The 24,225-nt window shown below is 68.1% G+C and carries 24 protein-coding genes; 13 read left to right on the forward strand and 11 right to left on the reverse strand.

Features of this window, described 5'->3' with window-relative positions:
• Positions 1-214 precede the first annotated feature (214 nt).
• The 4 genes from RZR99_RS10055 (at position 215) to RZR99_RS10070 (ending at position 5,985) form a co-directional block, all read left to right on the forward strand.
• The gene (locus RZR99_RS10055) at positions 215-970 is read left to right on the forward strand and encodes a flagellar brake protein (RefSeq protein ID WP_323119603.1); all 756 of its coding nucleotides are present in this window, start codon (positions 215-217) and stop codon (positions 968-970) included.
• Between the two features lie 172 nt (positions 971-1,142).
• Positions 1,143-3,137, forward strand: coding sequence for a flagellar hook-associated protein FlgK (gene flgK, locus RZR99_RS10060; RefSeq protein ID WP_323119604.1), 1,995 nt, complete (start codon positions 1,143-1,145; stop codon positions 3,135-3,137).
• Positions 3,138-3,152: 15 nt separating this feature from the next.
• A complete protein-coding gene (gene flgL / locus RZR99_RS10065) occupies positions 3,153-4,385 on the forward strand; it encodes a flagellar hook-associated protein FlgL (RefSeq protein WP_323119605.1) in 1,233 nt (410 codons plus the stop codon).
• Between the two features lie 292 nt (positions 4,386-4,677).
• Positions 4,678-5,985: a solute carrier family 23 protein gene (locus tag RZR99_RS10070; protein WP_323119606.1), complete on the forward strand. Its 1,308-nt coding sequence runs from the start codon at positions 4,678-4,680 to the stop codon at positions 5,983-5,985.
• Positions 5,986-6,010: 25 nt separating this feature from the next.
• Here the strand turns inward: RZR99_RS10070 and RZR99_RS10075 are convergent, their stop codons facing one another.
• Positions 6,011-6,892 (reverse strand): transcriptional regulator GcvA, encoded by an 882-nt coding sequence (locus RZR99_RS10075; RefSeq protein WP_323119607.1) that lies wholly within the window; start codon positions 6,890-6,892, stop codon positions 6,011-6,013.
• A gap of 98 nt (positions 6,893-6,990) precedes the next feature.
• On the opposite strand from RZR99_RS10075, the gene RZR99_RS10080 reads away from it, so the two are divergent.
• The gene (locus RZR99_RS10080; RefSeq protein WP_323119608.1) at positions 6,991-7,590 is read left to right on the forward strand and encodes a chromate transporter; all 600 of its coding nucleotides are present in this window, start codon (positions 6,991-6,993) and stop codon (positions 7,588-7,590) included.
• The gene (locus tag RZR99_RS10085; protein ID WP_323119609.1) at positions 7,587-8,117 is read left to right on the forward strand and encodes a chromate transporter; all 531 of its coding nucleotides are present in this window, start codon (positions 7,587-7,589) and stop codon (positions 8,115-8,117) included. The genes RZR99_RS10080 and RZR99_RS10085 overlap by 4 nt, the downstream gene beginning before the upstream one ends.
• 24 nt (positions 8,118-8,141) lie before the next feature.
• Here RZR99_RS10085 and RZR99_RS10090 read toward each other — a convergent pair whose 3' ends face one another.
• Positions 8,142-8,480, reverse strand: a complete 339-nt coding sequence (locus RZR99_RS10090) for a hypothetical protein (RefSeq protein ID WP_323119610.1) — start codon at positions 8,478-8,480, stop codon at positions 8,142-8,144.
• 117 nt (positions 8,481-8,597) lie between these two features.
• Here RZR99_RS10090 and RZR99_RS10095 point away from each other — a divergent pair, with 117 nt between their 5' ends.
• The 4 genes from RZR99_RS10095 (at position 8,598) to RZR99_RS10110 (ending at position 11,469) form a co-directional block, all read left to right on the forward strand.
• Positions 8,598-8,945 (forward strand): zinc ribbon domain-containing protein YjdM, encoded by a 348-nt coding sequence (locus RZR99_RS10095; protein ID WP_323119611.1) that lies wholly within the window; start codon positions 8,598-8,600, stop codon positions 8,943-8,945.
• Positions 8,946-9,045: 100 nt separating this feature from the next.
• Positions 9,046-9,738: a YoaK family protein gene (locus tag RZR99_RS10100; protein WP_323119612.1), complete on the forward strand. Its 693-nt coding sequence runs from the start codon at positions 9,046-9,048 to the stop codon at positions 9,736-9,738.
• A gap of 48 nt (positions 9,739-9,786) precedes the next feature.
• Complete coding sequence (locus RZR99_RS10105; protein ID WP_323119613.1) at positions 9,787-10,149, forward strand: glyoxalase superfamily protein; 363 nt, start codon at positions 9,787-9,789, stop codon at positions 10,147-10,149.
• A gap of 186 nt (positions 10,150-10,335) precedes the next feature.
• Positions 10,336-11,469: a porin gene (locus RZR99_RS10110; protein ID WP_323119614.1), complete on the forward strand. Its 1,134-nt coding sequence runs from the start codon at positions 10,336-10,338 to the stop codon at positions 11,467-11,469.
• An 81-nt stretch (positions 11,470-11,550) separates the two neighbouring features.
• On the opposite strand, the gene RZR99_RS10115 is transcribed toward RZR99_RS10110, so the two are convergent.
• The 3 genes from RZR99_RS10115 to RZR99_RS10125 all read right to left on the reverse strand — a co-directional run bounded on the left by RZR99_RS10115 (position 11,551) and on the right by RZR99_RS10125 (position 13,777).
• Entirely contained in the window at positions 11,551-12,177 is a 627-nt protein-coding gene (locus RZR99_RS10115; RefSeq protein ID WP_323119615.1) for a LysE family translocator, read from the reverse strand.
• 171 nt (positions 12,178-12,348) lie between these two features.
• Positions 12,349-13,164: a hypothetical protein gene (locus RZR99_RS10120; protein ID WP_323119616.1), complete on the reverse strand. Its 816-nt coding sequence runs from the start codon at positions 13,162-13,164 to the stop codon at positions 12,349-12,351.
• A gap of 40 nt (positions 13,165-13,204) precedes the next feature.
• The gene (locus RZR99_RS10125; RefSeq protein ID WP_323119617.1) at positions 13,205-13,777 is read right to left on the reverse strand and encodes a hypothetical protein; all 573 of its coding nucleotides are present in this window, start codon (positions 13,775-13,777) and stop codon (positions 13,205-13,207) included.
• 438 nt (positions 13,778-14,215) lie between these two features.
• Here RZR99_RS10125 and RZR99_RS10130 point away from each other — a divergent pair, with 438 nt between their 5' ends.
• On the forward strand, positions 14,216-15,352 hold the full coding sequence (locus tag RZR99_RS10130) for a porin (RefSeq protein WP_323119618.1): 1,137 nt from the start codon (positions 14,216-14,218) through the stop codon (positions 15,350-15,352).
• Between the two features lie 89 nt (positions 15,353-15,441).
• Here RZR99_RS10130 and RZR99_RS10135 read toward each other — a convergent pair whose 3' ends face one another.
• The 6 genes from RZR99_RS10135 to RZR99_RS10160 form a co-directional block, all read right to left on the reverse strand.
• Positions 15,442-16,422 carry a lysylphosphatidylglycerol synthase domain-containing protein gene (locus RZR99_RS10135; RefSeq protein ID WP_323119734.1) on the reverse strand — a complete coding sequence of 327 codons (981 nt, stop codon included), beginning with the start codon at positions 16,420-16,422 and terminating at the stop codon, positions 15,442-15,444.
• An 80-nt stretch (positions 16,423-16,502) separates the two neighbouring features.
• Positions 16,503-17,750, reverse strand: a complete 1,248-nt coding sequence (hpnI, locus tag RZR99_RS10140) for a bacteriohopanetetrol glucosamine biosynthesis glycosyltransferase HpnI (protein ID WP_323119619.1) — start codon at positions 17,748-17,750, stop codon at positions 16,503-16,505.
• Positions 17,751-18,197: 447 nt separating this feature from the next.
• Positions 18,198-18,551, reverse strand: a complete 354-nt coding sequence (locus RZR99_RS10145) for a gamma-glutamylcyclotransferase family protein (protein ID WP_323119620.1) — start codon at positions 18,549-18,551, stop codon at positions 18,198-18,200.
• Between the two features lie 37 nt (positions 18,552-18,588).
• On the reverse strand, positions 18,589-19,251 hold the full coding sequence (locus RZR99_RS10150) for a M24 family metallopeptidase (protein ID WP_323119621.1): 663 nt from the start codon (positions 19,249-19,251) through the stop codon (positions 18,589-18,591).
• 88 nt (positions 19,252-19,339) lie between these two features.
• Entirely contained in the window at positions 19,340-20,845 is a 1,506-nt protein-coding gene (locus RZR99_RS10155; RefSeq protein WP_323119622.1) for a carbohydrate porin, read from the reverse strand.
• A 97-nt stretch (positions 20,846-20,942) separates the two neighbouring features.
• Positions 20,943-21,212, reverse strand: coding sequence for a hypothetical protein (locus tag RZR99_RS10160; RefSeq protein ID WP_323119623.1), 270 nt, complete (start codon positions 21,210-21,212; stop codon positions 20,943-20,945).
• Positions 21,213-22,269: 1,057 nt separating this feature from the next.
• Between RZR99_RS10160 and RZR99_RS10165 the strand changes: the two genes are divergently transcribed.
• The gene (locus RZR99_RS10165) at positions 22,270-22,410 is read left to right on the forward strand and encodes a hypothetical protein (protein WP_323119624.1); all 141 of its coding nucleotides are present in this window, start codon (positions 22,270-22,272) and stop codon (positions 22,408-22,410) included.
• Positions 22,411-22,525: 115 nt separating this feature from the next.
• The gene (locus RZR99_RS10170; protein ID WP_323119625.1) at positions 22,526-24,175 is read left to right on the forward strand and encodes an NRAMP family divalent metal transporter; all 1,650 of its coding nucleotides are present in this window, start codon (positions 22,526-22,528) and stop codon (positions 24,173-24,175) included.
• The last annotated feature ends 50 nt before the right edge of the window (positions 24,176-24,225 follow it).

A 24,225-nucleotide genomic window follows, 5' to 3' on the forward strand; every position in this document is an offset into this window, starting at 1 on the left:
ATCCGACCATCCGGTCGGGGTATTTCGGACCGCGCCAGGCCTGGCCTCGCGCGGTTTTAACGTTTGCTGAAAAAATAAAAACCGATTTCGATCTAAACTTTGCCGTGCTGTTGCCGCTAAATGTGAGAGACCTGCGTCCGGGTAAGGCCTTACCCGGACAATCCGCGCCCCGGGGCACGCTGGGCGCAAACAAAAAGACGAACACCGGCAAGCCATGAATATCGAACAGTCGACGGGTCAGGCCCAGGATGCTGCGCATTCCGGCCATGACTACGGCCGCCGCAATCCGCTGGAAATCGGCGTGCAATTGCGCAACCTCGTCAATCGCGGCGATTTCCTGACCGTCCAGTACCACGGCGGCCAGCTCGTTACCCGCATCCTCGATGTCGACGTCGGCGCGCGGACCTTCGTGTTCGATTGGGGTGCGCTGGCCGACCAGAACGCCGGCATCCTTGCCGCGCCGCGCTGCATTTTCATGGCCTCGCCCGACGGCGTGCGGGTCGAATTCACCACCGTGACGCCGCGCGAGACCCGCTACGAAGACCTGCCCGCATTCGAGGCCGATTTCCCCGAGGTGCTGTATTTCGTGCAGCGCCGCGAGTATTTCCGGGTCGACGCGCCGATTCTCGATCCCTACGTCTGCCGCGGCACGCTGCCCGACGGCGAGACTTTCCTGTTCGAAGTGCACAACCTGTCGCTCGGCGGCCTCGGCGTGCGCACGGCGGACGAGCGCGTGTCGGGGCTCGAACTGGGCATGCTGCTGCCGGACGTCGAGCTGAACCTGAACGGGCACGGCAAGCTGTCGCTCGACCTGCAGCTCGTGTCGCACCGCGCGACCGACGTGCCGAACGGCTCGCGCCGCTACCAGCTGGGCTTTCGCTTCATGTCGCTGCCCGGCAGCGCGGAAAACACGCTGCAGCGCCTGATCACGCAGCTCGAAATGAAGCGCCGCCAGCTGGCGCGCGCCTGACGCCGGACGGCGGGGCGGGCCCGGGCGGACGCCGCGCGGGCGCCGCTTTCGCGGCGTTGCGCGGCGCGCGGTTTTCGCGCGCCCAACCCTCAATTTTTTCTCCGCGCGGCCGTTATACCGGGTGTTCACGCAACCCGGCGGCCGCGGCGCGGCTGGCCCATCAGGATCGCGCATGTCCAATAACCTCATGTACATCGGCGTCAGCGGGCTCAATGCCGCGCTGTGGGGAATCACGACGACCGGCCAGAACATCAGCAACGCGGCGACGCCCGGCTATTCCGTCGAGCGCCCCGTGTATGCGGAGACGAGCGGCCAGTACACCGGCAACGGCTTCCTGCCGGCGGGCGTGTCGACGGTCACGGTCCAGCGCCAATACAGCCAGTACCTCTCGAACCAGCTGAACAGCGCGCAGACGCAAGGCGGCGCGCTGTCGACCTACTACAACCTGGTCACGCAGCTGAACAACTACATCGGCAGCCCGACGGCCGGCATTTCCAGCGCCATCACGGGCTATTTCACCGGCCTGCAGAGCGTCGCGAACAATCCGGCCGATCCGGCGACGCGCCAGACCGCGCTGAGCAACGCGAAGGTGCTGGCCGACCAGATCACGGCGGCGGGCCAGCAGTACGACCAGTTGCGCCAGGGCGTCAACACGCAGCTCACCAACACGGTGTCGCAGATCAACGGCTACACGTCGCAGATCGCGCAGCTCAACCAGCAGATCGCCGCGGCGAGCGCGCAGGGACAGCCGCCCAATCAGCTGCTCGATCAGCGCGACCTGGCGGTCTCGAACCTGTCGCAACTGGTGGGCGTGCAGACGGTGCAGAATTCCGACGGCTACAGCGTGTTCCTGTCGAACGGCCAGCCGCTCGTCGTCGCGAGCCAGAGCTACCAGCTCGCGGCGGTGACGTCGCCGTCCGATCCGAGCGAACTGACGATCGCGTCGCAAGGCGTCGCGGGCTCGAATCCGCCCGGCCCGAACCGCTATCTGTCCGATTCGTCGCTGTCGGGCGGCTCGCTCGGCGGCCTGCTCGCGTTCCGCAGCCAGACGCTCGATCCCGCGCAGGCGCAGCTCGGCGCGCTCGCGACCAGCTTCGCGTCGCAGGTGAACGCGCAGAACGCGCTCGGCATCGACCTGTCGGGCAACGCGGGCGGCAATCTGTTCACGGTCGGCGCGCCCGTCACCTACGCGAACCAGGCGAATACCGGCAACGCGGCGCTCAACGTGTCGTTCGCGAACGGCGCGCAGCCGACCACGAGCGACTACACGCTATCCTTCGACGGCACCAAGTACACGCTCACCGACCGCGCGAACGGCAACGTGGTGGGCTCGGCGAACACGCTGCCCGGCCAGATCGCGGGCCTCAACTTCTCGATGACGGGCACGATGTCGCCGGGCGATTCGTTCACCGTGCTGCCGACGCGCGGCGCGCTGAACGGTTTCGGCCTCGCGACCACCAACTATTCGGCGATCGCGGCGGCGTCGCCCGTGCTCGCGCAGAAGGCCGCGAGCAACAGCGGCACGGGCGCGATCACGCAGGGCTCGGTGAGCGCGGGCTACCAGTTGCCGTCCGGCACGACGACGCTGACCTACAACGCGGCCACCCAGTCGCTGAGCGGCTTCCCGCCCAACACGACGGTGACGGTCGCGGGTCCGCCTTCGACCTCGTACCCCATCACCGACGGGACGACGCAGGTTCCGTACAACGCGGCGCAAGGCGCGGCGATGACGATCTCGAGCACGACGCAGCCGCCGGCCGCCAACGCGATGAACGGCGTCAGCGTCACGCTGTCGGGCGCGCCCGCGAACGGCGACCAGTTCACGATCGGCAAGAACACCAACGGCGCGTCCGATCCGCGCAACGCGCAGGCGCTGGCCGCGCTGGCCAGCGCGAAGACGCTCAACGGCGGCACGACGACGCTCACGGGCGCCTACGCGAACTACGTGAACACGATCGGCAACACGGCGAGCCAGCTGAAGGCGTCCAGCTCCGCGCAGACGGCGCTGGTGGGCCAGATCACCACGGCGCAGCAATCGGTGTCGGGCGTGAACCAGAACGAGGAAGCGGCGAACCTGATGCAGTATCAGCAGCTGTACCAGGCGAACGCGAAAGTCATCCAGACAGCGTCCACGCTGTTCCAGACCGTGCTCGGTCTCTTCAACTGAGCGAGGTAGAAGACAATGCGCATCTCCACCTATCAGTTCTACAGCCAGAACGTCAGCATGATGAACGATCAGCAGTCGCAGCTCTCGCAGCTGTACCAGCAGATCTCGAGCGGCATCAGCCTGACGACGCCGGCCGACAATCCGCTCGGCGCGGCGCAGGCCGTGCAGCTGTCGATGACGTCCGCGACGCTGTCGCAGTACACGGCGAACCAGTCGTCGGCGCTGACCTCGCTGCAGATGGAATACCAGACGCTCACGAGCGTGAACTCGGTGCTGAACGGCATCTACCAGACGGCGATGAGCGCGGGCAACGGCACGCTGTCGGACAGCGACCGCTCGGCGCTCGCCACGCAGATGCAGGGCGCGCGCAACCAGCTGCTGACGCTCGCGAACGCGACCGACGGCTCGGGCAACTATCTCTTCTCGGGGTTCCAGGCGACCACCCAGCCGTTCACCAACAAGCCGGGCGGCGGCGCGTCGTACAGCGGCGACGGCGGTTCGCGGGTGGTGCAGATCACCGATACCGCGTCGGTTTCGCAGAGCGACGACGGCGCGAGCGTGTTCCAGTCGGTGCCGATGCTCGGCAGCCAGCCGGTGCCGGCCGCGGGCGTGGCCAACACGGGCACGGGCACGATCGGCGCGGTGACCATCACGAACCCGACCGATCCGACCAACGCGCACAAATTCACGATCACGTTCGGCGGCACCGCCGCCGCGCCGACCTACACGGTGACGGACAACACGGTCGTGCCGCCGACCACCACGCCGGCGCAGCCTTACGCGGACGGCTCGGCGATCGTCGTGGGCAGCCAGAAGGTCGCGGTGTCGGGGAAGGTGGCGCCGGGCGACACGTTCTCGGTGACGCCCGCGCCGCAGGCCGGCACCGACATCTTCGCGACGCTCGACACGATGATCGCCGCGCTGAAGCAGCCGGTGGGCAGCAGCACCGTCGCCGCGGCCGCGCTGCAGAACATCATGACGACGGGCGCGACCCAGCTCACCAACACGATGACCAACGTGCTGACCGTGCAGGCATCGGTGAGCGGGCGGGCGCAGGAAGTGACGGCGATGCAGTCGGTGACGTCGAACAATTCGCTGCAGACCGCCAATAATCTGGCCAACGTGACGAGCACGAACCTGCCGGCGGCGATCAGCCAGTTCCTGCAGATGCAGAACTCGCTGACGGCCGCGCAGAAGGCGTTCGTGCAGATACAGAACCTGTCGCTGTTCCAGTACATCAATCCTTGAGCGGTATCGGCCGCGGGCGGATCGTTGCGCTCGCGGCTCCGGCCGGCGCTCGCCGGCCGGTTTTCGCGATGCCTGCCTCCGGGGTTGCCCGGATCGCTTGCCGGGCAGGGGTTCCGCGCCGTTCGGCCGCGAGTGCCCCAAGGCTTCGCCGCACCGCAGCACCCCCGCCCGTCCGACGTCGCGCGGATCCGCTTGTCAGCGCCCGTCGCGCTCCGTAAACTCCCGCCTGACTTGAGCCGGTGCGCGTCGCGCGGCGGCGATCCCGACACGGCAGCCGACAGGAGACCCCGCGATGGCCGATTCCTATTTCCCGCGCTGGCGGCCCGCCGCGCGCGGCGATGCGAGCCGCGTCGTCGGCCCCGACGAGCGGCTCGCATCGCCGCAGATGATCGCGATGGGCGTGCAGCACGTCGTCGCGATGTTCGGCTCCACGGTGCTTGCGCCGCTGCTGATGGGCTTCGATCCGAATCTCTGCATCTTCATGTCGGGTATCGGCACGCTGCTGTTCTTCGTGCTGGTGGGCGGCCGGGTGCCGAGCTACCTCGGGTCGAGCTTCGCGTTCATCGGCCTCGTGATCGCGGTGACGGGCTACGGCGGGTCGGGGCCGAACCTCAACATCGCGACGGCGCTCGGCGGGATCATCGCGTGCGGCGTCGTCTATGCGCTGATCGGCGGCGTCGTGTCCGCGATCGGCACCCGCTGGATCGAGGCGCTGATGCCGCCCGTGGTCACGGGCGCGATCGTCGCGGTGATCGGCCTGAATCTCGCGCCGATCGCGGTCAAGGGCGTGAGCGGTTCGACCTTCGACTCGGCGATGGCGCTCGTCACGGTGCTGTGCGTCGGCGGCGTCGCGGTGTTCGCGCGCGGCATGATGCAGCGCCTGCTGATCCTGATCGGCCTGATGATCGCTTACGCGATCTACGCGGCGGTCACGAACGGCGCCGGGCTCGGCAAGCCGATCGATTTCGCGATCGTCGCGCATGCCGCGTGGTTCGGCATCCCCGCGTTCACGGCCCCCGTGTTCGATCCGCACGCGATGCTGCTGCTCGCGCCGGTCGCGGTGATCCTGGTCGCCGAGAACCTCGGCCACATCAAGGCGGTCAGCGCGATGACGGGACACAACCTCGACCGCTACGTCGGCCGCGCGTTCATCGGCGACGGGCTCGCGACGATCGTCTCGGGCAGCGTCGGCGGCACGGGCGTCACCACCTATGCGGAGAATATCGGCGTGATGGCGGTCACCCGGATCTACTCGACGCTGGTGTTCGTCGTCGCGGCGCTGATCGCGATCGTGCTCGGCTTCTCGCCGAAGTTCGGCGCGGTGATTCAGACCATTCCGGGGCCGGTGCTCGGCGGCGTGTCGATCGTCGTGTTCGGCCTGATCGCGGTGACGGGCGCGCGGATCTGGGTGGTCAACAAGGTCGATTTCTCGGACAACCGCAACCTGATCGTCGCCGCCGTCACGCTGGTGCTCGGCGCGGGCGACTTCTCGCTGAAATTCGGCGGCTTCGCGCTCGGCGGCATCGGCACCGCGACGTTCGGTGCGATCCTGCTCTACGCGCTGCTGCGCAAGGAAAAGGAGCCGGGCCCGGTGGTATGAACCCGGCGCGTGTCCGGCGCGCCGCTCAGGTGGCGCTCGCCTGCGCCTCGAGCCACGCGCAGAACTGACTGACCAGCGGCTCGCCGGCGGTATCGCGCGGGGCGATCCACCAGTAGCTGCGGGTTGCGATGCGCGGCCCGGCGAGCGGCATCACGAGGCGGCCGAGCGATAGCTCGTCGGCGATCAGCGGCTGCGGGCCGAGTGCGACGCCCAGCCCGTCCACCGCCGCCTGCAGCGCCAGATAGAAGTGATCGAACGACTGCTTCTTGCGGCTTTTCATCGGCATGCCCGCCGCGTCGAACCATTCGCGCCATGCATCCGGCCGCGTGTCGGAGTGCAGCAGCACGTGCCGCGCCAGATCGTCGGCGCTCGCGATCGGCGAGCGCTTCAGCAGCGCCGGACTGCAGACGGGAATCACGCTTTCGTCGAGAAAGCGTCCGCTCGCGCAATTCGGCCAGCGGCCGGGACCGCGGCGGATCGCGACGTCGAAGCCGTCCAGCGCGCCGAGCGGCGCATTCGACGTCGACAGCTTCAGCTCCACGTTGGGCGCTTCGCGCTGGAAGCGGCTCAGGCGCGGCAGCAGCCATTTCATCGCGAAGGTCGGCAGCGCGTTGATGCGCAGCACGCGCGCGGTGCCGGTCCGGCGCAGCTGCTCTGTGGCGATTTCCAGGCTGTCGAACGCGGCTTCGACCGCGGCGAGATAGCGGCGGCCCTCGTCGGTGAGCCGCACGCGCTTGCCGTGCCGGTGAAACACCGGCTTGCCGAGCCATGCCTCGAACGCGGCGATCTGCCGGCTGATGGCACCATGAGTCACATGGAGTTCGTCGCCCGCCGCGCTGAAGCTTTCATGTCTTGCAGCGGCTTCAAAGGCTTTTAGGGCGGGAAAGGGAGGGAGTGCGCGTGTCATGCTTGTGATTCTAGATCACAAGCGCGCGGCGATAAAATCGTTTTGATGCGGCGCCGAACGGGCGTAACCTCGACCGCTGACGATTCACGAGGACTCCCATGCAATCCAATTCCCTGAACCCGGATACCGCCGCCCGCACGGTCGGCGTGGCCGAGCTGTTCGCCGGGTTCCTCGGGCTCGGCCTGATGTCGTTCGGCGGCGCGCTGCCGTTCGCGCGGCGCGCGCTCGTCGACGAGCGCCGCTGGCTGAGCGCGGAGGAGTTCACCGATCTGCTCGGCCTGTGCCAGTTCCTGCCGGGCGGCAACGTGATCAACCTGTCGGTGGCGGTCGGCATGCGCTTTCGCGGCGTGCCGGGCGCGCTCGCCAGCCTGCTCGGGCTGATCGCCGGGCCGACGCTGATCGTCGTCGGGCTCGGCGTGATCTACGCGAAGACCCAGAACGACCCGCGCATCCAGCACCTGTTCGGCGGCCTCGCGGCCGCGGCCGCGGGCCTGCTGGTCGCGATGGCCGTGAAGGTCGCGAAGCCGCTGCGCCATGCGCGGGCCGCGGCATGCGTGGCGGCGCTCGCGTTCGTCGCGATCGCGGTGCTGCGGCTGCCGCTGCTGACCACGATGCTGGTCTTGACGCCGTGCAGCATCTGGCTCGCGTCGCGGCAGCGGCGGGCGGGCGGCGCCGGCGCGCCGGGAGCGTCGCGATGAACGCCACGCTGGTCGCGCTCGCGACGATCTTCAGCCAGCTGTCGCTGCTCGCATTCGGCGGCGGCAACACGATCCTGCCCGAGATGCAGCGGCAGGTGGTCGACGTGCACCACTGGATGACCGCGCAGCAGTTCACCGCGCTGTTCGCGCTCGCGCAGGCGGCGCCGGGGCCGAACATGATGATCGTGTCGCTGGTCGGCTGGCACGTGGCGGGCTGGCCGGGGCTGCTCGTGTCGACGCTCGCGAAGTTCGGGCCGTCCTCGCTCGTGACGATCCTCGCGCTGCATGCGTGGGAGCGCTTCAAGGACAAGCCGTGGCGGCGCTACGTGCAGCAGGGCATGATGCCCGTCACGGCCGGGCTGGTGGTCGCGAGCGCGGCGCTCATCTCGGAGGCGTCGAACCACACCGCGCTGCAATGGGGCATCACCGCCGCCTGCGCGGTGCTTGCCTACAGGACCCGCGTGCATCCGCTGTGGCTGCTCGCCGGCGGCGCGCTGATCGGCCTGGCGGCCGGCCTCGTCGCCTGAGCGGCGCGTCGGCGCCGGATTCCGTCAGCGCGGCGCGGGCGCGTCGCTGTTCACGAGCCCGAGCAGCTTACCGCGTTCGTCGTTCAGGCCGGCGTCCCGCGCCGGCCAGTCGAGCACATAACCCTGGTTCAGCGAATGGCGCACGATGGCCGCGTAGTCGGCCTTGTCGAGCTTGCCCGCGCGCATCGCCTGCGCGACTTCCTCCCTGAGGCCCGACGAAAACCCCGGATAGGCGGCGACGAGCGCCGCGTACTGGCGCGCGTCGATCTCGCCGGATTCGCGGTGGAACGCCCAGCCGACGACGAGCACGATCGCGGCGAACGGGATGGCGGTGTAGCGCAGGAAGAACTTGGCGGGTGTCATCGCAAGGCTGGGTTCGGCAGTGATTCACGAGCGGGACGCGCTCGCGTGGGGCGGTGCGCAAAAGCGGGCAGGTATACTGCGAGGCATTCCAGCACCCGCAGAGCAAGCCGCACCACGATGTCGACGATTCCCGCCTGTCCGCAATGCGCGATGGACAATACCTACCCCGATGGCGACCATTATATTTGCGCCGACTGCGGACATGAGTGGCCGAGCGCCGCATCCGGCGCGCCCGCGGCCGATGAGGAAGCCGGCGCCGCCGTGCGGGACGCGAACGGCAACGTGCTCGCCGACGGCGACGCCGTCGTGCTGATCAAGGACCTGAAGGTGAAGGGGTCGTCGATCACGCTGAAGATGGGCACCAAGGTGAAGAGCATCCGCCTCGTCGGCGGCGATCACGAAGTCGACTGCCGGATGGACGCGGGCAACTTCATGCTGAAGGCCTGCTATCTGAGGAAGGCGTGAGCGCGGCGCCGCCCGTCGCGCGCGGCGGCGCGGCGGCGCATATCGGCGCGCGGGCGCCGGCCCGGCAACCGCAACGCCGCGCAAGGAGCATTTCGTCACCATGGATCTGGACGCCGCGAGCCGCAACCTGACGGTCGCTTCGCTACTGACGCTGTCGGGCGGGTTTCTCGACGCGTATACCTACGTCGGCCACGGCCACGTGTTCGCCAACACGATGACCGGCAACGTCGCGCTGCTCGGCATCAACCTGTCGGCGGGCAACTGGGAGCAGGCGCTCCATCACGTGCCGCCGCTGATCGCGTTCGTGATCGCCGTGTTCGTCGCGCACCTGTTCGGCCTCGCCGCGCAGAAGGGCTGGCTGCGGCATACCGCGTTCGTCTGCCTGGTCATCGAGATCCTGTTCCTCGGTTTCGCGTCGGCCGGCTTCGTCGCGACGTCGAGCGCGTGGCTGATTCCGGGCATCTCGTTCGTCGCGACGCTGCAGACGCTGTCGTTCACCCACCTCGAAACCCTGTCGTACACGTCGGTGATGACGACCGGCAACCTGCGGCGTTCCGCGCAGAAGCTGTTCGTCGGCCTGATTCCCCGCTACGACGCGGGCGCGCTCCACGATTCCGGGCTGCTCGCCATCATCAGCTTCTGCTTCCTCGGCGGCGCGGTGCTGGGCGGACTGCTGACGCGCCTGTTCGGCGCTCCCGCGCTGTGGGGCGCGGTGATCCTGCTCGTCGCGGCCTTCGCCGAGATCGTGCGGCGGGCGCGTTACCATGCGAGTCCGGCCGCCGCGGGCGAGTAGCGGCCCGGTTCGCCGCGCGCGGACCGACCCACAGCGAGGAACCCGATCATGCAGCTTTCCCCGGCGATACCCGTGTTGCGGATCTTCTCGGAAGAGAAGGCGAAGGAGTTCTACCTCGATTTCCTCGGCTTCACGCTCGAATGGGAGCACCGCTTCGAAGCGGGCCTGCCGCTGTACGCGGAAATCCGCCGAGGCGGCCTGACGCTGCATCTGAGCGAACACTACGGCGATGCGACGCCCGGCTCCACGGTGTTCGTGCCGATGCAGGGGATCGCGGCGCTGCAGGCCGAGCTGATCGGCAAGCGTTACGCGTATGCGCGTCCGGGGATCGAGGAGGAAGGCTGGGGACGGACGATGCAGATCGCCGACCCGTTCGGCAACCACCTGCGCTTCTGCGAGCGTTCCGCGTAGCGTCCGTTCCGGCCCCGTTCGTTGTGTGCGGGCGACAGCGGCGCGTTTTCTTGCAGTTTCATTTTCTTTCCTGACAGTTGCCGGTTTTATGATGCTCGGCGGGTTGCGCGCCATCCGCGCGCGGCCCGCGCCGGTCGCGGCCGTGACCGGAGTGAGACGGAGACGACAACTAACAAAGGAACGCTCATGAAGCAGACCAGCAGGATCGCGGGACTGGTAGGGGGACTCACCTTGGCGATGGCGGGCCAGCACGCGCTGGCGCAAAGCTCGGTGACGCTGTGGGGCGTCGCGGACGTCAGCCTGCGCTATCTGACCAATTCGAACGCACAGAACGACAATCGCTTCTTCATGGCCAACGGGGCGATCACCAACTCCCGTTTCGGCCTGCACGGCACGGAAGATCTCGGCGGCGGCCTCAAGGCGCTGTTCAATCTCGAAAGCGGCGTGAACCTGCAGGACGGCTCGTTCGCGAGCCAGCAGCGCATTTTCAATCGCGCGGCCTATGTGGGCCTGTCGAGCCAGTACGGCACGGTCACGCTGGGCCGGCAGAAGTCGCTGCTGTTCGATCTGTTGAGCGACACCTACGATCCGCTGACCGTCGGCAACTATCTCGAGAACGCATGGCTGCCCGTCGCGCTCGGCGCGGGGCTCTACGCGGACAACGCGGTCAAGTATCGCGGCACGTTCGGCGGCCTGACGATCGGCGCGATGTATTCGTTCGGCACCGATTCGACGTCGACGGGCGCGACCGGCTTCTCCGGGCAGATTCCCGGCCACGTCGGCGCGGGCAACATGTACGGCTTCACGCTGTCGTATGTCACCGGCCCGCTGAGCGTGGCTGCCGGCATGCAGCAGAACAGCGACAATTCGAACCGCAAGCAGACGATCTACCACGCGAACGTCGTCTATGCGTTCAGCACCGTGAAGGTGTATGCGGGCTACCTGCACTCGAAGGACGATACGGGCTTCGTCGACCAGGTGCTGGCGCAGCAGCCGACGGTGCCGGGCATCGCATCGCTGAAGGGCACCGGCCGGATCGACGACGGTCCGTACGCGGGCGTGAGCTGGCAGGCCACCGCGCCGCTGACGCTGACGGGCGCGTTCTACTACGATCGCATGCGCAACGCCACGGTCTCGGCGGGGCAGCTCGGCAGCGGCAACCGCTACACCATCGTGGCGCTTGCAGAATACGCGCTGTCGAAGCGCACCGAGATCTACGGCACCGTCGATTTCAACAAGGTGAACGGCGCGGCGACGGTCGAACTGCCGGGCCGCAACAACCAGACGGGCATCTCGATCGGCTTGCGCAACATCTTCTGATCGCGCACGCCGGCGAGAGCCGCGACGTGCTGGCGGAAAAAGGCCCTCGCGGGCCTTTTTTTTCGTGCGCGGACCTCGTGCCTAGCGCTGCGTCGACATCCGGATCGCGAGTCCCGCGAGCACCGTGCCCATCAGCCAGCGCTGCGCGGCGAGCCAGAGCGGGCGGCCGGAGAGGAACGCGGCGATCGAGCCGGCCATCATCACCATCGTGAGGTTGACGGCGACGCTCAGGGTCAGCTGGATCGCTCCCAGCACGAACGACTGCGCGAGCACGCTGCCGTGGTGCGGATCGATGAACTGCGGCAGCAGCGACAGGTACATCACTGCGATCTTCGGATTCAGCAGGTTGGTGACGAAGCCCATCGCGAACAGTTTGCGGGGCCGGTCCGGGGTCAGCCGGCGCAACTGAAACGGCGAGCGGCCGCCGGGTTTCACCGTCTGCCACGCGAGCCACAGCAGGTACGCCGCGCCGACGAAGCGCAGCGCGTCGTACGCGTAGGGCACGGCAATCAGGAGCGCGGTGATGCCGAGCGCCGCGCACGCCATGTAGAACACGAAGCCGAGCACGACGCCGCCGAGCGAGATCGCGCCGGCCCTGCGGCCCTGGCACAGCGAGCGCGACACGAGGTAGATCATGTTCGGGCCGGGAGTGAGCGCCATGCCGAGCGCGACGGCCGAAAACGCCAGCAGATGGGAGAGGGTGGGCATCGCGAGGCTCCAGGCGAAGTGAGCCGGCCGGCTCGGGCGCGCGATGCGCGAAGCGGAGCCGGCCGCGGTCCGCGCGGCACCGCGGCTTGCGGCTTGCGGCACCGCCGAGCGGACCGGCCATTATGCGCGCGGTCCGCCCGTTCGGTGCGCCGGACCGCGCGCGCGGCAGGGTTACTTCGCCGCGAGCGTGACGTTCTGCGCCTGCTGCGACACCTGCTTCAGGATCTGGCCGGCCGACGCGAAGCTGTCGTTCAGGTAGATCTTGGTGAACGAATGGCCGAGCGGATCGGTCAGCAGGTGCAGGCCGAGCGAGAAGTTCGCGGGCAGCACCGTCTGCACGGCGCCGAGGCTCTTGATCACCGCGTCGGACGTCGACGTCAGGTAGCTCGATCCCGGCAACTGGTAGCGCGCGGCATTGCCGACGTTCACGGTGCTGATCCGGCCTTGCGCGCGATCCGGGCCGGTGACGAGCAGGTTGATCTCGAAGTTCGCGTACAGCGAGCCTTGCGAGTGGCCGACCAGCACGACCTTGCGGTTCTGCTGCAGATACGCGCGGTACTTGTTCAAGTGGTCCGGCAGTTCGGGGACGTCGTTCTTGGTGAGGATGTCGATGTACTTCTGCTGCAGTGCGGCGTCCATGCCGCTCGCGGGCAGGCCGTTGCCGTCGACCGCGCGCCAGAAGTCCGCCGGGCTCGACCCTTCGACCGACTTCTGCTTGAACACCTGCCACAGATCGCTGAACGTGCCCTGGGTCGCGTTGTACGCGTTGCCGTACACGTACGCGTTGTTCACGTCGCGCGCGTTCAGTTCGTTCTTCAGCACCTGCAGGCTCGCGATCGCGTCGTCGAACGTATTGTTGATGCCGTTGACGAACACGATGGCCGAGCCGGGGGCGGACGATGCGGCGGCGGGCGCCGCGCGCAGCGGGGTCGAGTAGGGCAGCGCGAGCATCGAGCTGGCCAGCAATGCAGCAGCGAACTTCTTCATGCGTGATCTCCTTCTACGGTGGGGGGAGCGACGGGAAATCTCAGTTCGGCAACGAGGCGGGATCGAAGCTGCAGGCGCCCGGGCCGGGGTCGTCGAAATACTGGCCGCCGGCGAGCGACTGGAAGCGGATGTACGAGAGGGTGTCGGCCTCGGTGTCGAGCATGATCGCGCGGGTGCTCCGGATGCGATCGAGCATCACCTGCTGGTCGACGCCGGCCTTGTTCAGTACGCCGGCATTGAGCGCGCACGCGATCCCTTTCGCGATCGCATCGCCGGCCTGCTTCGCGTCGGCGGGATCGCGCACGTCGTTGACGGCTTGGCTCCAGCCGTAGGCGATCTGCGTGAGCGCTTCGCGGGTCGCGGCGGATTGCGCGTATTCGTCGGCGATGAAGCGGGTGACGCGCGGCGGCAGCGGGCGCGGCGGCGAGGCGGAGCGCGCGGGCGCCGCCGGGTCGGTGGAGAAGCCGCTCGCGAGCGGGCCGGCGGGGACGGCGGCGGCCGTCTGCGCGGGCGGCGCGGCGGCGGGCGCGCCGCCGGCCGAGAGCAGGCGGACGCCCGCCCATGCCAGTGCCGCGACGGCCAGCGCGGCCCCTGCCTTGTATTGCCAACGCATGCGCCCTCTCCTGTGTTCTGTTGTTCTGTCTTTTTCTGGATGCGCAGCCTGCAACGGGCTGCCCGTCACGATCTGGCGGTCCTCGATCCCGCCGACGGTTCAAGCACCTTACGCGAATTCCTTTCCCCCGAAAAGCGAGGCGATGCTCGAAACGGGCGTTCGCATGGACGGGCTCGGGCGGCGGCGAAAAATTGCTGCAGGTGCGTCATCGGCACGGCGAGACAGTACGGACAACGGATGACATCGCAGTGACAGGCCCGTGCGGAAAGTCATACCGCACCGGCATGCCTTCGCACCCAATCGGCAATGTCCGGCGCCGTTTCGGCGCCCGATAATGCGCACGCATCGCGATGTGCACGCGGCAGGCGTCGCGACGGAAGGCGCAACGGCCCGAGCATCATTCGTACTGCTTGCGACATGAGGCGGGGAGCGGGAGACATGAAGATACGGATCGCTGCAGCGGCGGCGCTGCTCGGCGCGGGGCTGCCCGCGCATGCGCAAAGCAGCGTCACGCTGTATGGCATCGTGGACACGGGGATCGAGCTGGTCACGCATGCGAATGCGGCGGGCGGCAGCGTGGTGCGGATGCCGGGCATCACGGGCGAGTTGCCGTCGCGCTGGGGCCTGCGCGGCAAGGAGGCGCTGGGCGGCGGCTGGACCGCGCAGTTCGTGCTGGAGAGCGGCTTCAACCTGCGCAACGGCGCGGCGAACCAGGGCGGCCGGATGTTCGGGCGGCAGGCGTGGGTCGGCGTCGACGGGCCATACGGCATGCTCAGCTTCGGCCGCCAGTACACGATGACCTATTGGGCGATCGTCGACGCGGATCTGCTCGGGCCGGACATCTACGGCGGCACCGCGTCGTTCGACCAGTATCTGCCGAGCGCGCGCAGCGACAATACGATCGCCTACAAGGGCCATGTCGGCGGCTTCACGGTCGGCGCGACCTGGTCGTTCGGGCGCGATGCGGCCGGCACCGGCAATTCGCCGGGGCAGGGCACCTGCGCGGGGCCGTCGGCGGGCAGCGGGCCGGCCTGCCGCGAGTGGTCGGCGATGCTGCGCTACGACCTCGACGATTTCGGCGTCGCGGCGGCCTACGACGAGCAGCGCGGCGGACCGGGCGCGGCGGCGAACCTGTATGACGGCACGCCGACGTTCCCGCTCGCGCAGCCGGGGGACAAGGACGTGCGCATGCAGCTGAACGGCTATGGCCGCGTCGGCGCGCTGCGCTTCGGCGGCGGCTGGCTCGGTCGGCGCGTGAGGACCGTCGCGCCGGATGCGCGCAACGTGAGCGCCGACCAGTTCTATTTGACCGCGTCGTATCCGGTCACGCCGCTCTGGTTCGTCGACGGCGGCGTCTACCGGATCGTCAATCGCGACGACGACACGCGCGGCACCATCGGCGCGCTGCGCACGACCCTGTTCCTGTCCAAGCGCACGGCGGTCTATCTGCAGGGCGCGTATCTGTTCAACAGCGCGAAGGCACAGTACACGGTGAGCCAGGGCGGCGGCGGCACGACGCCGGGGCCGGGGATGGGGCAGCTCGGCGTGATGGCGGGGATGCGGCACATGTTCTGACGGGATGGGATGCACGCGCACTCGCGAGGCGGGTCGCGGCACGGCATGCGTTCGCCGCGCGCCCGCGTTTAAACCGCGTGCGCGCGGCGTCAGTGCCGGCCGGAGGCGATCGACGCTTCGGCGAACTGCCACGCGAAGAGTCCGGGCACGTAGAACAGCAGATCGCGGATGCGCCGCGCGCCCGCGAGGCCGAGACAGGTTGCCGGATCGAGGCCGAGCGCGCCGCCGATCAGCACGAAGCCGCCTTCCTGCACGCCGAGCCCGCCCGGCACGAAAAATGCCGCGCTGCTGACCGCCTGGATCAGCGCTTCGATCGCGAACGCTTCGATCAGGCTCACCGGCGACCCGAGAAAATACAGCGCGAGCCAGATTTCGAGCGAGGTCGCGAGATGCTGGAGCGGCTGCCACAGCAGCAGGTAGCGGACCACGACGCCGCGCCGGCGCCATACGGCGCGGATCGCGTCGTCGACCTGCGCGGACTGGCCGACCCTCGCAGCGAGCTGGCCGCTGGTGATCCGGTTGAGCACGCGCATCACGCGTTCGAACGGATTCGCGTGCTGGACGAGCGCGAACAGGATCAGCAGCGGCGTCAGCGCGGCGAGCCCCCACGCGAAATCGCCGGCGACGCGCAGCGTGTCCGACGCGGTTCGCGTCAGCAGGTAGCCGACGCCGCCCATCGCGAACAGCACCTGGCTGATCAGCGTCAGCTGCATGTCGACGATGAGGCTCGCGCCGGCGGCCGGGCCCTGCACGCCGAGGCCGCGCAGCAGCCGGAACGACACCAGCTCGCCGCCGATGCGCGCGACGGGCAGCAGCCCGTTGACGGATTCGCGGATCCAGACGAGACGCACCATCGCGGCGAGGCCGGGCCGCTCGTCCGGCGCGAACAGCGTCTGCCAGTCCTTCGCGTTCGCGAGCATGGGCAGCAGATGCGCGGCGGCGGCGGCGAGGAGGCCCGCGCCCGCCGCGCGCATCAGCGCGAGGACCGCGCCGGGATTGTCGCGCCACACGAGCCAGAGCGATATCAGCAGGCCGGCGAAGGCCGCGGCGCGGCCGAGCTGTTTCATCAGACTGGCGCGGCGCGCGATGCGCTCGCGGGTCGACGGAGTGGGCATGAGCATGGCGGTGATCGGGCGGCGGCGCGCGGCGGCTAGACCTGGGTCGGTTCGTCGGAGTCGGGGCACAGGCGGCCGTCGCGGTCGACACTGAAGCTGAAGCCGCGCCAGACCACGCGCGACGACGTGAAGCTCGCGACGAAGATACCGAACGACACGAGATCCGACAACGGCAGCAGCCAGAGGTCGCGTACCGGCTGCCGCGCCGCGCGATCGACGATGCACTTCGCGAGCAGCCGCGCGGCCAGCGCGATCGGAACGAACGGCCAGGACCACGATGCGCCGTTCGACAGCACGACGCCCAGCAAGGCGAGCGCGACCGGATGGGTCAGCACCGATCCGAGATGGCCGCGCGGATCGACGCTGCGGATGGTGCGGCTCCAGCGCAGCTCATGGGCGATCAGCTTCGCGAGGCTCGTCTCCACGCAGCCGTGATGGACGACGAACGGCGGAACCGCGATGCGTTCGCCGCCGGCGCGCACCGCCGCGCCGATCGCGTGGTCTTCCGCGAGATGGTGCGCGAACTGCGTGAGGCCGCCGATCCGCTCGAGGGTTGCGCGGCGCATCGCGATGGTCTGCCCGAAGCACGGCTGCGCGAGATCGTAGGCGAGGCCCGTCACCACGCCGGGCAGGAACCGGTAGTCGGTGGCCTGGGTTTCGACGCGCGGCCAGAAGCCCGGATCGGGGCGGCCGCGATAGACGCAGGTCGCGAGGCCCACGCCCGGCTGTTCCAGTTCGCCGACGAGGTGGCGCACGTAGTCGGGACCGACGCTGACGTCGCTGTCGGCGAAGATCAGCAGTTCGTGCCGGGCGTCGGGGAGCATGTTGACGAGGTTGCTGATCTTGCGGTTCGGTCCGTACAGACGGGCGTCGGCGACGACGGTGATGACCGCGTCGGGGAAGCGCATGCGCAATGCGTTCACGGTCTGCAGCGCGAGATCGTCGCGGTCGTGCACGCCGAACAGGAACTGGATCGGACCGTCGTAGCGCTGTTCGCAGAAGCTCGCGAGATTCGACAGCAGCGCCTGCTCGGTGCCGTGCAGCGGCTTCACGATCGTGACGGGCGGCGCGTGGCGGGGCTCGTGCGCCGGCCGCGCGAAGAAACGCCGCGTCAGACGGGCCGAGCCGATCGCGTACAGGCTGCCGAACGCGGCCCCCGCCGAGGCCAGCGCGGCGAGGGCGGCGGCCAGGAGCGGGAGCGTGTGCGCGAGGCTGCCCGGCGCGAACCATTCGGCTGCGGCCCATGCGCCGAACGAGCCGGCCAGCCACGGAATTGATTTCATGCGATGCCCGCCGCGGTAGAACTGCCGTGACCGATCGAAAGCCGCAACGGCGGCCGTGAAACGCGCCGCCGGATCGGAGGAGAGTCGAGGGTGCGGTGGAACGGGAAACCGCCCGGACGCGCGTGGCGCATCGGGGCGATTCACGGGGGCATCGGGATAGGCGGCGGATGTGTCGCGGGGCGCGCCGGAGGGTTTCCCGCCAACAAGCCCGACTGGTTCGTGCGCTACACCGTTCGCCAACACCGAGCATGCCGTCCGCACGCTGTTGGCGCGAATGTAAAGAAGCGACCGGACTTTATGATGGCAAACGGATTACAAATTTGTTTAAGCGCTGTCATGCCGAGCCTCGTTCGAACGGGGCGAGGGGGCGGGAGAGGGGGAACGCGAGGCGCCGCGGCCGGCCGCGCTCCGGCGGGACGTCGCCCGCCGAGCCGGATGACAGGCGCCTTACGCGCTGACGTACACCCAGGCGGTGCGGCCCGACTTCAACTGCACGCTGACGCGCCGGTAGTCGGAGACTTCGTAGCGGTCGGCGGCGGCCAGCTCGTCGGCCGTCAGTTCGAACACCATGCCCGGGATTTCCTCGGCGGGATCCGGGCCGGGCCGGACGATCGGGTGATGCGTCTTGCCGCTCGCGGCCAGCACGGCCGGGTCGGTGATGGCCACCCAACTCTGCGTATAGCCCAGCATCGCGTCGGGCGTACCGTTCAGCGCGCGGCCGAAGTTCGCCAGTTGCACGGCCGTGTCCTGCAGCGTGCCATATGAGAACAACCGGACGGGGGAAGTCGTGTCCTGAGTCACGCGATGCTCCATTCAGTGAAACGCCGAGCCGGTTCGTTCAAACCAGCAGGTCTTCGTAAAAGGCGCCGAACGGGCGGTGCGGATGCGCGATCTGGATTTCGAGAATCCACAGGCCCGCGCCCGGCAGCCCGCCGAGGTCGCCCAGATTGCCGGCCCTGTAGATCGCATGCGGAAAATCGCTGACGCGGTGGCCCTTGATGCCGAGATTCAGATCCCAGCCCATTTGCGTCGCCTGCGCGGCCGCGTATTCGTAAAGCTGCTGGCCGGTGAGATCGCGCTGGCGCCAGCGGGCGCTCACGTCGTCGTAGAGGGTTTTCGCCGCGGCCGCGCAAGCCGCCATCTCGGGGTCGCCGCCGGTCGTGAAGGTCGCGCCCGCATCGCCCTCGTGGCCGTTCCACACGATGCCCATGTCGATGAAGAAGATGTCGTCGCTGCCGAGCACCGGATCGCCGTCGGACTGCGCCTTGAAGGGCTTGAGCGTATTCGCGCCGAACCGGACGATGAGCGGATGCCAGATGCGCTGCATGTCCAGCTCGGCGAGCAGTGCGCGGCCGGCCTCGCGCGCGTCGCCCTCGGTCATGCCGGGTTCGATTCGCACGGCGAGCTGTTCGACCGCTCGCCATGTCATCGCCTGTGCGTGCTCCATCGCCGGCAAGTGATAGTGCGCGCCCACCCGTTCCTTGGATTCGATGCCGTCCACGCTGGTTCTCCACGTTTATTGTCGGACGAACATGGTAAACGACGGCGGTGTTTGTTGCGCGACGCTCCGGCCCCGGATGGCGCCGCGCTCAGAACGTGACGGTGGTCCGCATCCCGACGACCGCTTCGTTGCCGATCCGCGCGCCCGGCGAATCCGGATTGGGAATGCCGCCGGACGGCCGGAAGAAGTACTGGAAGTCGGCTTGCAGCTGCCACCACGGCGTGACCTGATACTGGTAGGTCGCCTCGACGACGGTTTCGGCCGTGCGTACCGGGTAGCCCGGCGTGACCAGCGCGCCGGTGTCGCCGTCGAAGCCGCGCGCGTGAGAGCCTAGCTTCGCGTAACCCACAGCGAGTCCGACCACGTCGTTGTCGCGCCCCTTGAACGGCGCCTTCAGCGTCACCCCCGCGTTGATGCCGAGGTCGACGAGGTTGCGGTCGCCCGGCGCGCCCATGACGCGGGCGAACACGCCTACCGACTGCGGGCTGTCCGCGCTCGGGCGCCACACCATCTGGTCGGCCACCGCGTAGAAGCCGTAGTCGCCGCGATGCGTGGCCGGCACGCCGTTGCTGGCGGGATTCGCGAGCGACAGCCCGTTGACGTCGAAGCGCGGGTCGTTGAAGCGCTGCGTGTTGTACCAGAAGCCCAGCTTGTAGGTGCCGGGCAGGCCGGCCGGCTGCGGATCCTTCGGGTTCGCGGGCGCCGGATTGAGCGCGTACTGCACTTCGCCGATGAACAGCGCGCCGTCATGCAGATTGAAATTCGTGCCGTGAGCGTTGAGCACCTGCGGATCGCCGGTGCCGTTGCCGGACGGGTTGCCGTTGAATACGCCCGCCATGACGGTCCACGCGTCGGACGGCTTCACCCGCAGCCGCACGCCGAGCGACGACAGCGGGTACGCCGGGCCGCCGGCGGGCATGTCGACGGACGGCAGCACCGGCCAGCCGAATGTCGCGTTGATGAACGAGCCCGCGTACTGGCTCACCATGAACTCCTGATCGAGACTTTGCTGGCCCACTTTCACGTCGACCTTGCCGCCCGCCAGCGATTGCTGGTACCACAGCTCCCACAGTCGAGTCGTCGCGTTGGCCTCGATGCCGGTCGCGGTCTGCAGCGTCTGCAGGTTGCGCTGCGTGAGATTGGTGCCGTGGATCTGCAGGCCGGACACGTTGAAGGTGCCCCCCGGCAGGCCGATCGCCTTGTCGGTGTCGACGCTGAAACCGAACTGCGTGAGCCCGTCGTAGGCGCCCCCGCGCCGGGTGCCGCCCGACAGGTTGTTCAGGTACTCGCTGGTTTCCTGCAGGTTGAGCGTGATGCCGTGGTCGCCGAGCCGGCTGCGCAGGCCGCCCATGTCGCCGAACAGGTTCGAGCGGTCCCAGAAACCGGTCGGCGCGGGCGCCGGGTCCGACGGCTGCGTGGCGGCGGAGGCGGGAGCGGGCGCGGGCGCGGACGGCGCGCTTTCCTGCACGGCGGCGGGGGCGGGTTCGCCGGCGGCCTGGGCGAAGGCCGGCGGGATCACGCCCAGCGACAAGACGAGCGGCAGGCCGGCCGCGACGCCGGATTTCACGAGCATGTGGTTCAGTTTGTTATTCATGGCGAGTCTGCTGATTGATTAGTAAAGCTAATGATCTGAAATGCTCACCGCTGGATACGGCCCGCCGGCGCGGTGGATCAGCGAGCCGGCCGGTCGTTCAGGAGAACCACCCGCTCACCCGCAGCACCTGGTTCAGGCCGATGCGGGAAGACGAAACGGACAGCAGCGCGACCAGCGCGACGGCGCCCGCCATGGCGGCCAGAATCGCGCAGCCCGCCGGGCGGCCGAGCACGCTCGCATCGGGCAGCGCGCCGCCGCGCCAGGCGCCCGCCGCGTGCGCGAGCGACGCCGCCGACGATCCGGCGATGCGATGGCAGGCGAGATGGGTGCCGTTCCTGAGTCTGGCCGCGAATGATTGAAATAGCATGACTGCGCTCCCGTCCGGTCCGGCCTAGCCGGACGACGTGCGAAGCCGCAGGCGTTCCTCGCGAAGGACGCGTGCGACAAACGATCGAAACCAAGGAAGCGTGCTGCAGATGGGCCGGCGAATGCCGGCCGATGGTGAAGCGCGCTAACCCGACCAGGGCGAGTTAGCGGCAAAGGGACGACCCCGGCGGCTAGCTCGCGATTGCATTGCCGGCGCAGGCCGGCATCGGACTTCCACTACTAGGGTACGTGTCCACGAGGGACTCCTTTGTTGAGTTGCGGCGGATTGTATTCGGCCCGAATCGGGATATGCAAGTAAAAACCGCATAAAAATTTTGCACCGCGGCACGCCCCTCGGCCGCGCGGGATCGACAGGGAAATGCGGGCGGGAACCCTGCCGCGAGCAGGGGTTTTATTCTTTCAAATTTATTTCATTTACGTGAAGGCCGAAAGGTTTGAACAGGGCCGATGCTTGCCGGGAAAGGCCGCGTGGGGGGCACGGGAATTATCTTTGTAATGCGAAGAAAATCGTGTTGACTTTCGATTTGGCGGGTATCTAGAATCCGCCATCTTCACAAACGGGGCCGATGCCTTGGACGCCTGCAGTAGTCGATCTTCGAACAGTATTCCTGCCTGACCGGCAAGACGTCCCGCGCTGTCCTTCTCAGCCGCCGTCCTGCCTCCCGGGCAGACGGTGCGCGCCGTAGTTTTTCTACTCCCCGTGCACACTTGATTCGCGCCGGATAGCGCCGTGTTTTCGCGCGCTCGTCCGGCGTTTCGCCGCGAACCCGAGAGGTGCGCGGCGGCGTTCGCACGCGCCGGTTCGAGCCGGTGCGTGCGGGTGCGTGGCCGTGCGCGCCGCCGCGCGGCGGCCGCGCGCTTCCGTTCAACGTCAACCAGGAGCCGACATGCCGGACAGTGACAGTTATCCCTTATGCCGCCCCTTCTTTCCCAATCCGGGGAAGCGAGCAGACCTCCGCCGATAAGCGCACCGCGCACATGAGCTTCGAGCCTGCCGACTTCCCGCCTTTGCGCGAGTCATCGCTCGGAGAAACATCATGAATTTCGGCCTTCTGCTGTCGCAACTTCCGCACGTTCAGGAATCGCGCGTCCATTACGACGCCATGCTGTCGCTCGACACCGGCAAGACGCCGGCGCTCGTCGCGTTCTGGCAGCACCTGAAAGCCCTGATTTCCTAAACCCCGGCGCGCAACTCCGGCATACGCCAGGCCACGTCGTCCGCGGACGGCTCACGCTTTACGTATGCCGAGGGCGAGCGCTGTCGACTCAACCCATCGCCCTCAGGGGAACCTCATGTCAACACCAACCAACGTCTCGCCGCCGATCGCCCTCGAGCGCAGCGCCGTGCTCGACGAAGCCCATATCGGCGACATCAAGGGCGCGCTCGGCACGATCGCGCATCACGACACCGCGCCGCGCACCAACTGGTGGGCGCGCTTCCGGACGCTGCTCGCGATCATCGGCCCGGGCCTCATCGTGATGGTCGGCGACAACGACGCCGGCGCGTTCGGCACCTACACGCAGGCCGGCCAGAACTACGGCACGACGCTGCTGTGGACGCTGCTGCTGCTCGTGCCCGTGCTGTTCGTGAACCAGGAAATGGTGCTGCGGCTCGGCGCGGTGACGGGCGTCGGCCACGCTCGGCTGATTTTCGAGCGCTTCGGCAAGTTCTGGGGCGCATTCAGCGTGATCGACCTGTTCATCCTGAACGCGCTGACGATCGTGACCGAGTTCATCGGCATCACCTTTGTGCTCGATTATTTCGGCATTTCGAAGATCGCGGGGGTGTGCATCGCCGCGGCGTTGACGATGGCCGCGGTCAGTACCGGTAATTTCAGGCGGTTCGAGCGTTTCGCGGTGCTGCTCTGCCTGCTGAGCCTGTTGCTCGTGCCGGTGCTGGTGTCGATCCATCCGCCCGTGTCGCAGATGACGCGCGATTTCTTCGTGCCGAACTGGCCCGCGCACGCGAAGCTGAGCGACGTGATGCTGCTCGTGATCGGCATCGTCGGCACGACGGTGGCGCCGTGGCAGCTGTTCTTCCAGCAAAGCTACGTGGTCGACAAGCGGATCACGCCGCGCTTCATGAAGTACGAGAAGGCGGATCTGTGGATCGGCATCGTGTTCGTGATGATCGGCGCGGTGGCGATGATCTCGTTCTGCGCGGCGCTCTACGCGGGTCGCCCGGAATTCGGCAACTTCACCGACGCGGGCGGCGTGATCGCCGGCCTCGAGAAATACGCGGGCCGCACCAGCGCGACGCTGTTCGCGGTGGCGCTGCTCGATGCATGCATCATCGGCGCGGCGGCCGTGTCGCTCGCGACCGCCTATGCGATCGGCGACGTCTTCAAGATCCGCCACTCGCTGCATCGCAACGTGTCGGACGCGAAGGGCTTCTATCTGGTGTACTTCGGCATCATCGCCGCGGCCGCCGCGCTCGTGCTGATTCCGGGCAGCCCGCTGGGCCTGCTGACGGAAGCGGTGCAGACGCTGGCCGGCGTGCTGCTGCCGAGCGCGACCGTGTTCCTGCTGTTGTTGTGCAACGACAAGGCCGTGCTGGGCCCGTGGGTCAACTCGAAGAAACTGAACCTCTTCACGGGCGCGGTGATCTGGGTGCTGGTGATGCTGTCGATCATCCTGACCGCCTCGGTGATGTATCCGGATATCAGCGGCGAAACGATCCTCGAAGTGCTGGCCGGTGGTACGCTGCTCGCAGTCGTGGGCTACATCGCGACCATGATGCTGCGCAAGCGCCGCGACGACCACGCCGAAACGGGTGCCGATCGCCAGCTGCGCGACACCTGGCGCATGCCGCCGCTCGACGAATTGCCCGCGCCGTGCGTGACGCTGTCGACGCGGATCTGGATGGGCGTGCTGCGCGGCTATCTGCTGCTGGCCGTGGGGCTCGTGATCGTGAAGGTCGTGCAGATGACCTTCTTCAAATAAGGCGGACGGAGTCGCGGGGGGGGGGGGGGGGGGCGCCCCCCCCCCCCCCC

Source organism: Burkholderia alba (genome assembly GCF_034721475.1).
GTDB classification, from domain to species: domain Bacteria; phylum Pseudomonadota; class Gammaproteobacteria; order Burkholderiales; family Burkholderiaceae; genus Burkholderia; species Burkholderia alba.

Excerpts from the sequence above, each read along its gene's own strand:
- RZR99_RS10055 (WP_323119603.1), top strand. The coding sequence starts at position 215 with ATGAATATCGAACAGTCGACGGGTCAGGCCCAGGATGCTGCGCATTCC.
- flgK (WP_323119604.1), top strand. The coding sequence starts at position 1,143 with ATGTCCAATAACCTCATGTACATCGGCGTCAGCGGGCTCAATGCCGCG.
- flgL (WP_323119605.1), top strand. The coding sequence starts at position 3,153 with ATGCGCATCTCCACCTATCAGTTCTACAGCCAGAACGTCAGCATGATG.
- RZR99_RS10070 (WP_323119606.1), top strand. The coding sequence starts at position 4,678 with ATGGCCGATTCCTATTTCCCGCGCTGGCGGCCCGCCGCGCGCGGCGAT.
- RZR99_RS10075 (WP_323119607.1), bottom strand. The coding sequence starts at position 6,892 with ATGACACGCGCACTCCCTCCCTTTCCCGCCCTAAAAGCCTTTGAAGCC.
- RZR99_RS10080 (WP_323119608.1), top strand. The coding sequence starts at position 6,991 with ATGCAATCCAATTCCCTGAACCCGGATACCGCCGCCCGCACGGTCGGC.
- RZR99_RS10085 (WP_323119609.1), top strand. The coding sequence starts at position 7,587 with ATGAACGCCACGCTGGTCGCGCTCGCGACGATCTTCAGCCAGCTGTCG.
- RZR99_RS10090 (WP_323119610.1), bottom strand. The coding sequence starts at position 8,480 with ATGACACCCGCCAAGTTCTTCCTGCGCTACACCGCCATCCCGTTCGCC.
- RZR99_RS10095 (WP_323119611.1), top strand. The coding sequence starts at position 8,598 with ATGTCGACGATTCCCGCCTGTCCGCAATGCGCGATGGACAATACCTAC.
- RZR99_RS10100 (WP_323119612.1), top strand. The coding sequence starts at position 9,046 with ATGGATCTGGACGCCGCGAGCCGCAACCTGACGGTCGCTTCGCTACTG.
- RZR99_RS10105 (WP_323119613.1), top strand. The coding sequence starts at position 9,787 with ATGCAGCTTTCCCCGGCGATACCCGTGTTGCGGATCTTCTCGGAAGAG.
- RZR99_RS10110 (WP_323119614.1), top strand. The coding sequence starts at position 10,336 with ATGAAGCAGACCAGCAGGATCGCGGGACTGGTAGGGGGACTCACCTTG.
- RZR99_RS10115 (WP_323119615.1), bottom strand. The coding sequence starts at position 12,177 with ATGCCCACCCTCTCCCATCTGCTGGCGTTTTCGGCCGTCGCGCTCGGC.
- RZR99_RS10120 (WP_323119616.1), bottom strand. The coding sequence starts at position 13,164 with ATGAAGAAGTTCGCTGCTGCATTGCTGGCCAGCTCGATGCTCGCGCTG.
- RZR99_RS10125 (WP_323119617.1), bottom strand. The coding sequence starts at position 13,777 with ATGCGTTGGCAATACAAGGCAGGGGCCGCGCTGGCCGTCGCGGCACTG.
- RZR99_RS10130 (WP_323119618.1), top strand. The coding sequence starts at position 14,216 with ATGAAGATACGGATCGCTGCAGCGGCGGCGCTGCTCGGCGCGGGGCTG.
- hpnI (WP_323119619.1), bottom strand. The coding sequence starts at position 17,750 with ATGAAATCAATTCCGTGGCTGGCCGGCTCGTTCGGCGCATGGGCCGCA.
- RZR99_RS10155 (WP_323119622.1), bottom strand. The coding sequence starts at position 20,845 with ATGAATAACAAACTGAACCACATGCTCGTGAAATCCGGCGTCGCGGCC.
- RZR99_RS10160 (WP_323119623.1), bottom strand. The coding sequence starts at position 21,212 with ATGCTATTTCAATCATTCGCGGCCAGACTCAGGAACGGCACCCATCTC.
- RZR99_RS10165 (WP_323119624.1), top strand. The coding sequence starts at position 22,270 with ATGAATTTCGGCCTTCTGCTGTCGCAACTTCCGCACGTTCAGGAATCG.
- RZR99_RS10170 (WP_323119625.1), top strand. The coding sequence starts at position 22,526 with ATGTCAACACCAACCAACGTCTCGCCGCCGATCGCCCTCGAGCGCAGC.